This window comes from Tenacibaculum sp. MEBiC06402, from assembly GCF_049239625.1.
GTDB lineage: Bacteria > Bacteroidota > Bacteroidia > Flavobacteriales > Flavobacteriaceae > Polaribacter.
This window is the reverse complement of record NZ_JBMKKT010000092.1, coordinates 24,348-39,649: the sequence shown is the minus strand read 5'-3', so window position 1 is coordinate 39,649 and position 15,302 is coordinate 24,348. Positions and strand designations below refer to the sequence as shown.

Below are 15,302 nucleotides of genomic sequence, written 5' to 3'. Positions count from 1 at the left end.
GATTTTACTCAACGCTTCACATTAAAAGTCAATTATAATTTAATAATTAACCCGTCCCCTAAATTTAAATTTCTTATTCTTTTATAATTTTTCTTTTAATAATTTTATTTTCAGTTCTTATTTCTAAGAGATACATTCCTTTCTTTAAGTTTGAAATATTCATTGTATTTCCGTTTGATGTACTTGAAATTAATTCTCCGTTCATGTTTAATAAATTCATCTGTTGTATGGCTTGATTAGATTTTACATGAATAATTCCTTTTGATGGGTTTGGATAAACAGCTAATGACGTCGAAGCTTCGCGGAATGATTCTAAAGTAGGTAAGCTAGGATCACTCGGTTCCGGGTCTGTTGGATTTATGCATTTATCACTATATGTAGCTGTTAAATCTTTATTCCACCAAGGTATAGGAGGAATAAAACCATAGTCAATATTAATGCATTTTAAATCAGGATTTCCTGTTGCATCCATACGGTAATTGTTTTGGTTTCTCAAAGTTTGGTTGTTTCCGTTGGCCAAGTCTAGTTTTGTCAACTTGTTATTTTGACATCGAATATTTCTAACCACAGGATTGGTTGATAAATCCAATTCAGTTATTTGATTATTTTGACAATACAAATAAATTAAACTGGTGCTGTTGTTAACATTTAACGCACTTAGATTTAAATTATTCTGTACGTCTACAAAAGTTAAATCACTCTTATTCGATAAGTCTAAAGATGTGATATTAGTATCATGAACTATTATATAATCTAGTAAATTATTATTAGATAAATCTAGACTGGTAATTTGGTTATTATCTAAAACATAGAGTCCCTTTAGTGCTGTATTAGAGTTTAAATTAACAGAACCATCAAACTTGACTAGATCCACTACCTCTAAATTAGGGCAATTGGAAAAGTTTATGTTAGAAAGTGGAGCATTATATAAATCATGATACCTAAAATAGGTCAAGGTGTTTGGTAATACGATAGTACTTAAAACGTTTCCTCTTAGAGAGAGGTGCTCTAAATTAATGGTACCTAAATCTATATTCGATAAAAAAGGGCTAGATGAAACCTCCAGCTTTTTTAAGCCAATATTGTTAGATAAATATAGGTTTACAATGAAAGAGTTATCTATATGCAGGCTAGTTATTCTTGTGAAAAAATAAAGATCATTCAGATTAGAAATATTGTTTTGATTTACCAGTCTAATTTCTCCTCTGTAATCACTTGCTTCAAAAAAGCTTATTTCACCATCGCCATCCGTATCAATTACGTTTATGCCCGGTCCCGTTATAGTATTACCATGGGCTAATAAAGCCGCTTTAAAATTTGCGTCTTGAAAAGTAATGTTTTGAGAAAAACAACTTAAAGAAATTATTGTAGTTAATAGAAAAACTTTTAGTTTCATTAGATATAATTTTAATTTTTGATCAAAACTATATTAATAGCTCTGTTGATTTTTTTTTTACTTCTGAATAGAAGAGATAATTTGCTTAATGGAAGCCAGTAAAATCATTTCTTTTTAGTTAGAATTTTCAGAAAGAAAACGCTACTATTCGTAAAGTTTTAATTTATCCTGATAATTCTTGTAATACCTTTAATTCGTGGGAAGAAAAAGATGATTCTTTTGTTCTAACACTTATAGTAGTTTACTTTTCATGATATGTAAATTAAGTCCTTACAAATCTGAAAGTGTTATTTTAAAGAATATGTCTTTTTTAACTATTCATTTCACTAAAGTTTAGATTTATGAAACCTGTAATTTTTATTACAGGTTTTTTTATGGCTTTTTGGAATGAAAACCATAGGAATGAGAATAAAAAAAGCGTTAATTTTTTAATTAACGCTTTCAACTCAAACCAATTATTAGTCAATAATTAATCTACCCTCTAATTCTTAATCAATTTTCGATTAATTCTTTTATTGTCTTTCGTAGTAATTCTCACAAGATAGATACCTTTATTCAAATTACTGACATCTATTATGTTAGTATTTTTAATGGTCATCGCTTTTTTACCCAGAACTGAAAAAATAACGACTTGATCAATTTCATTGTCTGTTTTGATAGTCAATATATTAGAAGCAGGATTCGGATACATTTTAAAATTTACAATATCTAAATCACTAACTGATAGTGTTGTAGATGAAAATTCAAAAGCTCCTATATCAACAATACTATTTTCTATTCTATTATTTCCTGCTAAATCCAATGTAATTCCTGTAGGTATAGCATTATTATCTCCAGCATCAATAGCAGCAGTAGAAGAAGCTTGTAATTTAAAATCAGCAGTTAAATTAGGATTGGTATTACTATTATTGTTACTACCTATTCCTCCAACATTAGTAAGACCTTGTTCATCAATATTATTAAACACCTGAGTGATAGAAACATTTAACTGATCAACAACTCGCCCTAATGCGCGTGATACCGTTCCGTTGAATATTGTATTATTCCAAAAAATATTGTTAGCTATTGTATTATTACTTGTTCCTGTGTTAGAATTCGATTTTGATATTCCCATTACAGTAAAATCTGAATTTCCGGAACCTCCTGCAACATTATTAACAAAAGTATTATTTACAATAATTGAATTTACTGCAGAATTAGCGTTGAAAGCTCTAATCCAACCTGCCGGAGCTCCTAGTCCTCTTCTTAAATTACCTGAATCTGTTACATTATCATCTTCAGTTCTATTTCCGTTAAATAGTGAATTTGTAATTCTTAAATTCATTGTTGTTCCAGAAGCAGGTATAGCATAAAAAGCACCTGTTAAAACACCTAAATTATTTTCAAAAACGCAAGCATTAATTTTTATATTAGAATTAAAAGGAGGATTTATTAACATACCTGCTCCCCAATAGGCTACATTATCTTTTAAAATACAATTTTCAACCGTAAGAACATTTGCATTTCCGAATAAATAAATACCTGCACCATATCGAGAATCACCAGTTAATCCATCTGCATTTCCATCGGCAATAGTTAAACCATCTAAGGTTACTCCACTTCCAGAAACTACCACAACATGGTCACTATTATCGGTTCTAGATGAGTTTCCAAAAGATACTATACCATTATCATTATTATTTTTATCCCCTGATAAAATAGTTTGATTTGTGGAGTGAATTAAATCTGGATCCCTATCTGTTATTGAAACTTCATTACCAGCAAAGCCACCATAAATTTTAACATTATCTTTATCAATAAAAAATGAGTTTATACTAGGTAAAGGACTTACATAATAAGTTCCTTTCGCAATCCAAATTTCATCTCCAGGGTTAAAATTATTTGTTAATGCCTCGTCAATACTTAAAAATGCATTTGCCCAACTCGTTCCATCATTATTTCCTGTAGCGTTTAAGTCTACATATTTAATTTTAGGGCTAGGACTATAGGTATTTATACTGTTTACTTCAGTGCTATTAAGTACTCTATTATAAACGTATAAATCATCAACGTACCCAGAATATGCAGAAGGGTTTGTTGAACCCCCAAATGGTGACACAAATAGAGGCGCTGTATTATTTATTAGATCACCATTAGCTGCAAAGTTGATTGTTAAATTTGAATCTAAATTACCATCAATATAAACCTTACCTTCAACAGTTCCATTGTTAACTTCTATTGTTACAACAAAGTGATGCCAAACACCACTAGTAGTAGTATTTAATGTTGTACCGCTAGTAAAATCACCTGTATTAGCTGTTTTGGCGATAAAGTTTAATGCAGCGTTTGGCCTATTATACTCTAGTCTAAAACCACCTCCATGTGTAGTATCATAGATTTGTAAAATACGTTCAGTTGAAGATGATGTTGCCGAAAATGAGGCCCAAAAACTGATACTCATGGTATTATTTAATCCTGAAAAAGTATAAAACTGATGTGGCGTTTTGTTAAGGAATAAACTTGCGTTTACGTTTCCAAAGCGATCCGTTGTAAAAGATGGAGAGCCTGTACCACTTGTTCCATTGCTGTTACCAACTCCATCATTTAAGTTGTTGTTAAATTCATAACTTGCGACTAATCCACTTGTAACTGGAAACTGCGCATGAATACTTGTTACAGAAAAAAGTAACAGTAAAATAAAGTGTAATTTTAATTTCATTGTAATACTATTTTTAAACAAATTTCCAGTTATAATGGTGTCATTTTATTTTCATTTTCTGAATAGAAGTATTTTTTTGCTAAATGGATGAAAAAAAACAGCTTCAAAAAATATTTGAAGCTGCAACTAAAATTAATGAGTATAAACAACTCAAAAAACACCTTAATCTTTAACAAACTTATACTTAATAGTATTTTTATTTTCAATGAAAACGTGCATAAAATATACTCCTTTACTCAGAGTACTAACATCAATATGATTCTTATTATTTTGAGTTAATAATTGTTTGCCTAATACTGAATACACTTCAATTTTATTAATCGTATAATTTGAATTTATATTTAAAACTGATGATGTTGGATTAGGGTAAATCTTAAATTCATTTGAGCTAATATCATCAACTGATAAGGCTCCGCAATTGGTACTCCAATTTGCTGTTGTATCCTTTATCCAATTACCATTTGTAGCTGTTGGATCAAATCCTGAATCATGCTGAATACACGATAGATTAGCATTGTTAGTTACATCAACTAGATATAAATTACTTGTTGAAGAGTTTCCATTATTTCCATTTGCAACATTTAAAGAAGTAATTCCTGAGCATCTATTTATATAGACTTCTAGTAAAAAAGAATTATTGCTCAAATCTAAATCAGTTAAGCTTGAATTATCTTCGATTAAAAGGTATTCTAAATTCCCGTTTTGACTTAAATCTAAGGATGTGAAATTATTCTGACCAATACCTAAATCTCTTAAAGATACATTCTGAGACAAATCTAGTGATGAAAGGTTGTTTTGACCGATACTTAAATTTGTCAAAATGGAGTTTTGACTCAAATTCAATCCTGTAAAATTGTTTCCTCCTATATACAAGTTTTCCAAGTTTGGATTATTGGAAATATTCAATGATGTTAATTGATTATTAGTTAGATCTAGAGTAACTAGATTTATAGCGCTTGATACATCAATATTTGACACATTAGAATCTCTTAATTCGATGTCATTTAATGATGAATTGTTAACGAAAGTAACTGTTGATAAATTACTATTATTAACTGCTCTTAAGGTTTCTAAGTCTGTAAGGTTCGATACATCTAAAGTGGTGATTGTTCCATTATCAAATCTTAGATTTTTTAAAGCTGTGTTATTTGATATGTCAATAACAGTTAACGGAACGTTCACAACTATTAAATCCGTTAACGATGTAAGGGTAGAAATATCTAAAGTAGTAAATGCCTCACCATTTATATTTAGTGTTTCTATTTTCGAGTTTGCAGTTAAATCTAAGCTAGTTAAATTCGTAGTTGCGGTGCTAAACACTAAACCAGTTATTTCTGTAAAAGCTTCTAACCCGGTTGCATCAGACCAATTTCCTGCAGTAGTTATGCCTGTCAAAGTTAATGTTCCTGTATAAGCAATTGCTTCACTACATTGAATTTCACCGTCATTATTTGTATCAATACCACCAGAACTGGCATTAGATATAATATCAGCTTTTAAAGCAGCATCGGGAATATTTACAATACATGGAGCGGTACCTCCAGAAAATTCATATGCTCCAATATCTACAGTATTATTTTCTATTCTACTATTACCTGCTAAATCTAAAGTAATTCCACTTGGAATTTTGGTGTTGTCTCCGGCATCAATAGCAGTAGTAGAAGAAGCTTGTAATTTAAAATCTGAGGTTAAATTAGGATTAGAACTTGTGTTATTATTAACTGTTGTTACTCCTCCTAAGTTTGATAACCCCTCTTCATCAATACTGTTAAAAATCTGATTCCCTTGAATGTTTAGTGCATCTACTACTCCTCCTATCGCTAACGTAGTTTGTTGCCCGTTATTAATTGTGTTACCCCAAAAAATATTATTTGCTACTGTATGTACTGAAGGATTTGAGTTGTTCGATCCTCTAGAAATACCTAAAACTGGAAAATCTGAATTATTTGCTGTACCTCCTGCCTTATTATTTACAAAAGTATTGTTAACTATTTCGGTGTTGGTTTGTGAGTTAGGATGAAATGCTCTAATCCAGCCTGCTGGTGAACCTAATCCCAATCTGGCATTATTAGAATCTGTTAAAAGATCGTTAGCAGTTACATTGCCATTGAATAAACAATTTGTAATACTAACATGGGTTGTTGTGCTAGCAGCAGGAACGATATACATAGCACCAGTTAAAACACCTAAATTACTTTCAAATACAGAAGCGTTAATTTTAATATTACAGTTTCCTGAAGGGTCTGCAAACAAACCTGCTGCCCAGTAGGCTACGTTATCTTTAATAATACAATTTTCTATAGTAAAACTTGTAATATTGTTTTCTACATAAATACCAGCTCCGTATCGTGCAATGCCTGATAATCCATCGGCATAACCATCTGAAATTGTCAAGCCATCAAGTGTAATATTATCTCCAATAATTCGCACAACTTTATCACTGTTATCGAGCATTGTAGAATTCCCAAAAGAAATATTTCCATCATCATTATTATCAATATCACCAGATAACACAGTTTTATTTGTCGTATGAATTGTAATCATGTCACGATCTGATAGATTTGATTCATTTCCTGCAAATCCTCCATATACTTTAACATTTTCACCGTTTATATTGAAAGATGTAGAATTGTTTGTTCCCGTATTGTATGTCCCTCTAGCGATCCATACTTCGTCATCATTTAGTGAGTTCGCAAATGCGTTAGTTAAATCAGTATAAGCATTTGTCCAACTTGTACCATCGTTATTTCCTGTTGCACTAGCATCTACATAAATTCTTTTTGGTGTATTTGGAATAGAAGGATCATATCTTAAAACACTACCAGTACTACTATCAGCTATGTAAAATATTCCATTTAACTCTTGTACACTTGTCGGGTTACCGAGACCAACAGCAACTGTTTCAGGTACTGCGTTAGGACTAAGTAAAACTCTTTTTAATCTACCAGCAGATCTTTCGAGATAGTATATATAATTATTATAGAGTTCTATACCATAAGTATCTGTTCCTATATTACTATTAAATAAGCCTACGGAGTTATTTTGTATGCTAATATCATAAATGTTTCCATTAATGCCTGTAAAATATAATGTATCATTACCATCAAACACGATTCCTGTTAAAGGAGTATTTCCAGAAATACCTCTATTTAAACTTACAAATACTCCACTATTAGTATCATACCTTAATAAAACAGAACCTCCATTTAAATCAGCTGTTACGTACATATTCGAATTAGCTTCAACAAGTAAATCAGGGAGGTCAGAAACAACATCTCTTAACGTTGAAGTTGGATTGGTTTGAGTAACACTCCAAACATTACCTAAATTTCGTTCAGTATACCAAACATCAGATGTTGTAGCTGCTAAACCTAATCCAGATTGAACATTACTAGCTAAAAGTGTACTGGTTGTTGCTGGTAAATTATCATAAACTCTTACGCTATTTGTAGTACGATAGTATAATTTCCCATCTTTTTCATGCAGAATGCGTGCATTGGCATTTGCATCAAAAACTGTTACTTGTGCAACTATATTAGTTACCGCAAATAAAGTTATTAGAATAAACTGTAATTTTAATTTCATTGTAATATTATTTTTTACAAATGTCTTGGTTTTCTTAACTCATTTAAATTAGAGTTTCTGAGTAGATGTGAATTTTTGCTGAATAGTTTAGAAGTAAAAAAGACTTCTAAATAATAGAAGCCTTTTAAATAATTAGCAAATGGGAATGTAAGGGAATGCTAATAAATGTAAATCTTAGAGATTAAAATCCTCCTCCAGGAGGTTCTGGTGAAGCAGCTTGTGCCTTCTTTGGATTTAAAATAAGGTAAGTTCCCAATGCAGTTAAAGCTGAATACTTACCGTATTTTCCTATTTTTTTTAACGCTTCCTTTCTTGAAATATCTTGATTTTTTTGTTGAGAATTCTTCATTATGTTGCTATTAAGAATTGTTTTTATTTTAAAATAATTTTCTTACGAATACTTCCTAGAGCTGAGTTTAATTTCACAATATAAACCCCTGTTGACAAGTTTGAAAGTTGAATTTTACTTAATCCATTTGAGTTTATCGTAGTATCAAATACTTCTTCTCCTAATGATGAAAACACTTTGATATTTGCTTTTGCTTGTAAACTAGTAATTATAAGTTCGTTTTCATTTGATGTGTACATATTCACTTGATTCAATGCATTACTTATATCCTCGTTACTTAATACCGAAGAAGATATATGTACATAAAATCTACCTGTACCAGTGTTTTTAACTTTAGTTGTTATTTCGTAATAGTTTTCCGAAAGATTTATGAACTTACCTTTTTCTCTATCTTCAAGATAAATATGAGTTCCTGAAGGTAGATTAGACGTTTCAACAGAAAACGTAACCTCTTTATTGGAGTCTGAGTTAAAACCGATAGGAATTATCATTGTCTCAATATTAGAGTTTGGTAATGTTTGAATCGCTAAGCTTCTTCCATCGTTATTATCTAATAATTGAGTATAAACAGCAAACTCATTATTTTCACCACCAAACATTTTAGAGTCATATCCATTATCAAATCCTTTAGTTTTTCCTTCCACAAAAAACACTTTTGTTCCTTTCTTTTGGTTATTACTTTCAACAAATAATTCAAAAGATGGATGAGGAGTTTGCCTCATAAAAGTACTTGAAGATTGGTGACTTCTATTTGAAGATTGAAAAGTAATATTAGCTGAAGAAGATCCGCATTCTACAAAAAATCCTTGAATTGGAGCTATCTCAATTGGGTTCATATTATTATATGTCACATAATTGTTTCCATCCCATAACCAAACAGTTTCCTCGGCCAAAGCACTTGTATTAAAAGAGGTGAAGGATGCTGAATTCACATATGCAGGATATGGATTACCAATTAAATTAAAGTTAGTTCTTGTACCTGGTGTAATGAGAAGGTTAACATCCGTTTCTGTCATTCCTTCTGTGCTAAATTCTAATTTACCAGGACTTACGAGTTTTACAGCTAACCCTTCAGCAATATCAATTAAAGAATTAGTTGTTGCACTAGCATAGGTCCAAAGAGTGGCTCCATTATTTTCATAACGTCCTAATCCTAAATGACTACCAGAGCCAGTGGCTAAATTATTCTTTGTAATAATTTCTGACATATTCGTTCTTACTTGCCCCAAGGGAACACTCATTAAATACCAATTACTAGTAGATAAATTTCTTTCATATGTTACATTAGACACACCTGATTGAGGTGTAGGAATTGATACGTTATTAATGAGACTAGCTCCTGATTCAATGGTTAATGTGTTTAAAAGGATTAAAGAACTTGTACCAGATAATATAGTCGGATAGTTAGTTAAACCTGCAGGAATCCTTACATCTGATAAAACTGCAGGAATAGTTCCACCTTGCCAATTAGATCCTAAAAACCAATCATTATTTGTTGCTCCTGTCCATATCACTTCATGTAAAAATTCGTATGCACCAATGTCTACCGTTGTGTTTTTAACCCTATCATTTCCATCTAAATCTTTACTAATTGTAACAGGTACAGCACTATTCAATCCTGTATCAATTGCAGATGTAGAAAAAGTTTGTAGTTTAAAATCAGTAGTTAAATTAGGATTAATATTTGAAACACTCGCGATACTAGGATAACCGATAAAACTATCTTCGGCTATACAATTGAATATATCGGAAGCATTAAACATTCCGGTATCTACCACTAAACCTAAAGATTTTGAAAGGCTATTATTTGATGTATTACCCCAAAAAATGGTATTAGCTAAAATACTGTTTTGAGTTGGACCACTTATTCCTATTACAGGGAAATCAGAACTAGAAGAAGTACCATTGGCAACATTATTAACTAAAGTGTTATTAACAAAAGTAACTTCTAGCAAGGCATTACTGAATGCTCTTATCCATGCAGCCGGAGCTCCAAGAGCAATTCTACCTTGAGATGAATCATCTTTTGTAATGTTATTTGAAAATAATGAATTCGTAATGGAAAGATTAAATAAAGAAGCATTTGAAGGTCTAGCATAAATACCACTTGCTGTTAGGGATGTTAAATTGTTTTCAAACTTACATGCATCAATAACAACATTAGAATCATAAATGGGTTCATAGAAAATTCCTGCTCCCCAATAAGCTACATTGTTTTTTAGCACAGAATTCTTTAATGTAAAACCAGTAACGTTATTATTAACATATATGGCAGCACCAACTCTTTCATTACCACTAGCTGCATCACTATAACCATTTTGTATAGTAACTCCATCTAATTCTAGACCACTACCGGATTTATTCAATGTCATTACGTGATAGGCATTGTTTTGCCAAGTAGTTTCATTAAAATCTACAATATTTGTATCATCACCATTTAAATCACCACTAATAATGGTTCTATTTAAGGTATTTATATATTTCATATTCCTTTGTGATAAACTAGCTTCGGTTCCATTAAATCCTCCATATATCTTTAAGTCCGCATGATTAATATCTATAGTATTAAATCTATTTGGAGGAAGTAGCGGGTTTTGAGGGTTAGATGCAGTATAAGTTCCTTTCGCAATCCATAATTCATCTTCGGCAATACTGTTATATAAAGCTGTATTTAAATCGGTATAAGCATCGGTCCATGAAGTTCCATCATTTGCTCCAGTTGCATTTGTATTAACAAAAACTGTAGCAGGCTGTGTTCTCTTATTATATAAACTAGTTACTTCAGTTTGAGTTAATGGATAATTATAAATGGCTATATCGTCAATAGCCCCATTGTATTCTCTTGTAGCGGTTGGAGAAATCGTTAATACCTCAGGCGAATTTATCGTAAATAAAAATGGAGTTATGGTATTAACATTAAATGTTAAATTGTTTGATAAATTCGTATTTAATGAGCCGTCTAGGTATACATCTGTTTCAACCACACCACCAGTGTTGAATGTTCTTATGGAAATAACTAAATGATGCCAATTGTTATCAAATAATTGAGGAATGTTTTCTATCCATTGCCTTTGAGCACCTTCTACATTTAAGACGATTCCTAAAGCGGTTCCACTCGAAAATATTTGAAATCCGTTAATAGTACCAGTAGCAAAAGATTCTAGTATGCTTTCACTTGCTGCTGGAGTTTTTAACCAAAGAGAAATTGTTAAATCAACCAGATTCTCTTTATTAAATTGATAACCAGTAAGTCTTGCACCGTTTACATTTAAACCTTGATTCGAAATGTTATTTCGGTCATTAGTGTATTGAATAGCATTTAAAGATGCAGTTGAACCTGTTAATTCAATTCCATCTGTATCATTTTTCAAACTATTACTAAATCTATATTGTGCTAAAGGTTCTTGGGGAATTTGTGCGGCTATTCCCAAAAGCATAAAGAACTTTAAAAAGAAAAAAGATAATTTTAATTTCATTGTATTTTATTTTCATACAAAAATCAAAATCATTTTGCCTCTTTAAATTTTATGTTTCTGAAAAGATGTTAATTCTTTCCGAATAGCTATGCTATTTAGTTATACATGAGTAATTTAAAATGGAAGCATCCTTTAAATAATGATAAAATTATGATTTAAAGACGGTTTCAATAATTTCTAAAAAACTATCAATCCTATATTTAGAAATTGGCACAGATTTATTATTACTTAATATCAAATGATAACCATCTTTTTTTTGATATTCAGTAACATGTTTAAGATTTACGAGGTACGAGCGATGTGGTTTATAAAATATATTTAAGTGCTCTAATTGGTCCGTAAAGTGTTTTAAAGGTTTGCATATTAACTCCGATTTATCATTGTAATAAATGGTTGTATACATACCGTCTGCTTCCATAAAAACAATATCATCATAGGATATAAAAACCATACCTCTAGGAATTTCAAGAGCTAGTTTATTAACTGAAAAACCATTGAATATTTTCTTCAAATCTTCGAATTGATTTCCTCTTCTATTATTTTTTATATCTAGTATGGCTTTATCTGTAGCAGTTTTCAGTTCGTTAGGATCAATAGGCTTTAATAAATAATCTATAGCTGATAATTTAAAAGCTTCAACAGCATATTTATTGTATGCAGTTGTAAATATTATCTTGAATGTTGCATCGGATTCTTCTATAAAATCAAAAATTTGTAAGCCAGAATATTTAGGCATTTCAATATCTAAGTACACAATATCAGGTGATTCGGACTTTATAAGAGAAACTCCTGTTTCTAAATCTGATGCTTCTATTATTGTAATGATATCATGACAATTATTTTCAATCAATTTGCTTAATAATCTTCTTGCTTTGTTTTCATCATCTATTATTAATGCTTTCATAGTTATCTGTTTAAAGGGATGTTAATAGTTACTTTTGTTCCTGTATTATCACTATCAGTATTCACGGTGATGTTATACTTTCTGTCTCTATTTAATAAATCGATTCTTCTCTGATTAGCTCCTGTCGCAAATGATTTATGAGATCTATTTCTGAGGTTATTTAGTTTTTGAGACTCTTCTACTCCCACTCCATTATCAATTATTTTACATTGGAGAATATTCTCATTTTCGACCTTTTCAAATTCTATTTTTAACTTACGATTATCTTTTTTGTGTAAAAGTCCATGCTTCAATGCATTTTCAACATATGGCTGTATAAATAATGATGGTACTTTTATAGTTTTTAAATCGAGTTTGTTATAAATAACTATATCATATTCTAACACATCTTCAAATCTAATTTTTTCAAGTTCTAAATAAATTTTTAAGGCTTCTATCTCCTCTTCCAGTGTTACTTCATTTTCTTGAGTATGTTCTAAATAAATACGTATTAGTCTTGAAAATTTAATCAAATAAGTACTTGCTAATTCGCTTTCATTAAAAACTATATATTCTTGAATAGAGTTTAACGCATTAAAAATAAAATGAGGATTCATTTGAGACCTCAAGTTCTCTAACTCAGAAGTAACCAATTGCTTTTTTAACTTTTCTTTACTTAACAAAGCTGTTTGTTTTTTTTCAACCCTTTTAACTCGATATGATGAGAATTTAATGGATATGAAAATGGCTGTAACAATACAAAAGAAATAAAACCACCAAGTTTTCCAGAATGGTTTTTTAATGAAAAAAGTAATTTGATTGGTTTTGTTAGGAAATTTTATATTTCTTACTTGAAATGTCTTAAATCCACTACCCATATTATTAAAAGTAATAGAATTAACCTGGTTGTTGATTTTTTTCCAAATACTATCGACTTCAACAAATCGATATTCATAAGTAGTATTAGCAAAGCTTTGAAAACCATTTACATTAAAGTGTATTTCTAATTCATTCTCATTGTAATCTAATTGATAAAAAGGTTCTAGTTCTTTTTCTTTACCATTGATTATAATTTTTGTAAAGTACACCTCTTTATTATTTTGTTTTTTAAAAACTTTTGTTTTATCAAAACCATAAAGCCCAGTATTTGAAGCTAATAAAACATTATTGTCTAATATTTCAATATCTGAAATTCTGTAAGAAGGAAGTCCTTTTTTTCGAGTTAGATTTAGAAAGATGTTCTTTCCTCTATCGAATAATTGTAAACCATTTTCTGTACTTAACCATAAGTTGTTTCCATCTGATTTTATAAAGCCTATTTTATCAGATAATAAACCATCTGAAATGGTGTAGTTTCTTAAAACTTTGTTATTTTCAATTTCATATAACCCCTTGTTAAAAGATGCTACCCAAACTTTACCATCATTTGTCTCTGTAATGTGCTTTGCAGTTATTAAATTATCGTTAAAGCATATTTCTTGACTTTCAAATTTATCGTCAAAAAGAAAAACACCATCAATAGAAGATATATATGAAACATTCTGTTTCCTTGAATAGAAATTAGTATAAGATCGTTTATCAACTAGATTAATTTCTTTAGAAAAATCTCGTGTTATGAGTTTAGCGTTTTTATAAGTAGATGATAGCAGCAAACTATCATTCATAACGCTAACATGCTTTGAACCATCAAGGGTATTAGATGGAAGCCTCGATAATTTATGAGTTTGAACATCATAGAGAAGAGCATTATCCTCTTTTATGATGAAACAATTATTTGTTATAGAGTCTTTAACTATATCAATAACCCTTAATGAGCTAGTAGAGTCTATAATTTTATAGCTATTTGTTTTTAGATTTAATTCAATTACATGGCCCTTATTAGTTCCTAGAAGTAGTATTGAATTATTAACTTTTTCAATTGTACTTAGGTTTTTTGAACCTGCTTTTAACTCAAAGTCAAATAGGTTAATATTAGGTACAACAAAAACACCATCTCCTTTAGTAGTAATCCAATAATTATTATCGCTATCAACAATTACTTTAGTTGTGAATATAGATTTTAATAGTCTTCCTTTAAGTAATAACTTATTATTTTTAAGACTGCAAATAAAAATTCCCTCCTCCGTTAAAAACCAAATATCATCTTCAATAAACGTAATCTGATTATATTTTTTATTTTTAATTGGGTTCGGGACTTCTATTTCTTTAAGTGATTTTTTGTTTGAATCTATTATAAAAATTCGGTTTGTATTATATTGAAGAAATTGACATAGAAATATGGTACCATTGGTTACTAATCCTACTCTTCTATAAATGCTATTATAATCATAACCATCATAAATATTAGTAAAAACACTATCAATAACTTTAAAATCACTATTAGTTTTGATTAGATGGTTTTTTTTTGTGTAGTAATAGTTTTTATTATAGTACATCGGTGTACCCAGAAAAGAGTACTTTTTATCAAATACCTTTTGAATACTTTTTGTTTTTAAATTAATTTTAAAAATATTTCTTCCTGAAAAAACTATTAATTCTTTATCTGTTACAAAAAAATCACTCAATTCTCCATTTAAAAGGTCACTTATGTCTATAAAAAGTTCAAACCTCTTATTTTTTACTCGAAAAAATTGTCCAGATATATTATTACACCAAATATATCCATTAGGGTCTTCAAAAGTTCCAAAAACCGAATTTCCCTTTTGCTCGTCGTGTGAAAAATATTTATAATTTTTTCCATTATACCTGTACAATCCTTTGTCTGCAGCTAACCATATAAAACCCTTTGAATCCTCAATGATATTGTAAAAGTCGATATCGGGAAGACCTTCTTTTTCTGTTAGTTTAATGAAAGAAGGAGTTTGTGCAAACAGAAAGTTTTGAATTAGTAATAAAAAGAGTAATAGTTTTTTCAA

Annotated in this window: 7 protein-coding genes; all 7 read right to left on the bottom strand. The window is 30.0% G+C overall.

Features of this window, described 5'->3' with window-relative positions; all coding sequences use genetic code 11:
• Positions 1–73 precede the first annotated feature (73 nt).
• The 7 genes from ACOSP6_RS07060 to ACOSP6_RS07030 all read right to left on the bottom strand — a co-directional run bounded on the left by ACOSP6_RS07060 (position 74) and on the right by ACOSP6_RS07030 (position 15,302).
• Positions 74–1,396 (bottom strand): T9SS type A sorting domain-containing protein, encoded by a 1,323-nt coding sequence (locus tag ACOSP6_RS07060; RefSeq protein ID WP_422092719.1) that lies wholly within the window; start codon positions 1,394–1,396, stop codon positions 74–76.
• Between the two features lie 481 nt (positions 1,397–1,877).
• The gene (locus tag ACOSP6_RS07055; protein WP_422092718.1) at positions 1,878–4,094 is read right to left on the bottom strand and encodes a LamG-like jellyroll fold domain-containing protein; all 2,217 of its coding nucleotides are present in this window, start codon (positions 4,092–4,094) and stop codon (positions 1,878–1,880) included.
• Positions 4,095–4,256: 162 nt separating this feature from the next.
• Positions 4,257–7,679 (bottom strand): T9SS type A sorting domain-containing protein, encoded by a 3,423-nt coding sequence (locus ACOSP6_RS07050; RefSeq protein ID WP_422092717.1) that lies wholly within the window; start codon positions 7,677–7,679, stop codon positions 4,257–4,259.
• Between the two features lie 181 nt (positions 7,680–7,860).
• Positions 7,861–8,028 (bottom strand): hypothetical protein, encoded by a 168-nt coding sequence (locus ACOSP6_RS07045; RefSeq protein WP_422092716.1) that lies wholly within the window; start codon positions 8,026–8,028, stop codon positions 7,861–7,863.
• 23 nt (positions 8,029–8,051) lie between these two features.
• Entirely contained in the window at positions 8,052–11,504 is a 3,453-nt protein-coding gene (locus tag ACOSP6_RS07040) for a LamG-like jellyroll fold domain-containing protein (protein WP_422092715.1), read from the bottom strand.
• A 148-nt stretch (positions 11,505–11,652) separates the two neighbouring features.
• Complete coding sequence (locus ACOSP6_RS07035) at positions 11,653–12,408, bottom strand: LytR/AlgR family response regulator transcription factor (protein WP_422092714.1); 756 nt, start codon at positions 12,406–12,408, stop codon at positions 11,653–11,655.
• Between the two features lie 2 nt (positions 12,409–12,410).
• Positions 12,411–15,302: a sensor histidine kinase gene (locus ACOSP6_RS07030; RefSeq protein ID WP_422092713.1), complete on the bottom strand. Its 2,892-nt coding sequence runs from the start codon at positions 15,300–15,302 to the stop codon at positions 12,411–12,413.

What these genes read in the sequence shown, in the direction of transcription:
- ACOSP6_RS07050 (WP_422092717.1), bottom strand. Translation starts at nt 7,679, where the DNA reads ATGAAATTAAAATTACAGTTTATTCTAATAACTTTATTTGCGGTAACT.
- ACOSP6_RS07040 (WP_422092715.1), bottom strand. Translation starts at nt 11,504, where the DNA reads ATGAAATTAAAATTATCTTTTTTCTTTTTAAAGTTCTTTATGCTTTTG.
- ACOSP6_RS07060 (WP_422092719.1), bottom strand. Translation starts at nt 1,396, where the DNA reads ATGAAACTAAAAGTTTTTCTATTAACTACAATAATTTCTTTAAGTTGT.
- ACOSP6_RS07045 (WP_422092716.1), bottom strand. Translation starts at nt 8,028, where the DNA reads ATGAAGAATTCTCAACAAAAAAATCAAGATATTTCAAGAAAGGAAGCG.
- ACOSP6_RS07055 (WP_422092718.1), bottom strand. Translation starts at nt 4,094, where the DNA reads ATGAAATTAAAATTACACTTTATTTTACTGTTACTTTTTTCTGTAACA.
- ACOSP6_RS07035 (WP_422092714.1), bottom strand. Translation starts at nt 12,408, where the DNA reads ATGAAAGCATTAATAATAGATGATGAAAACAAAGCAAGAAGATTATTA.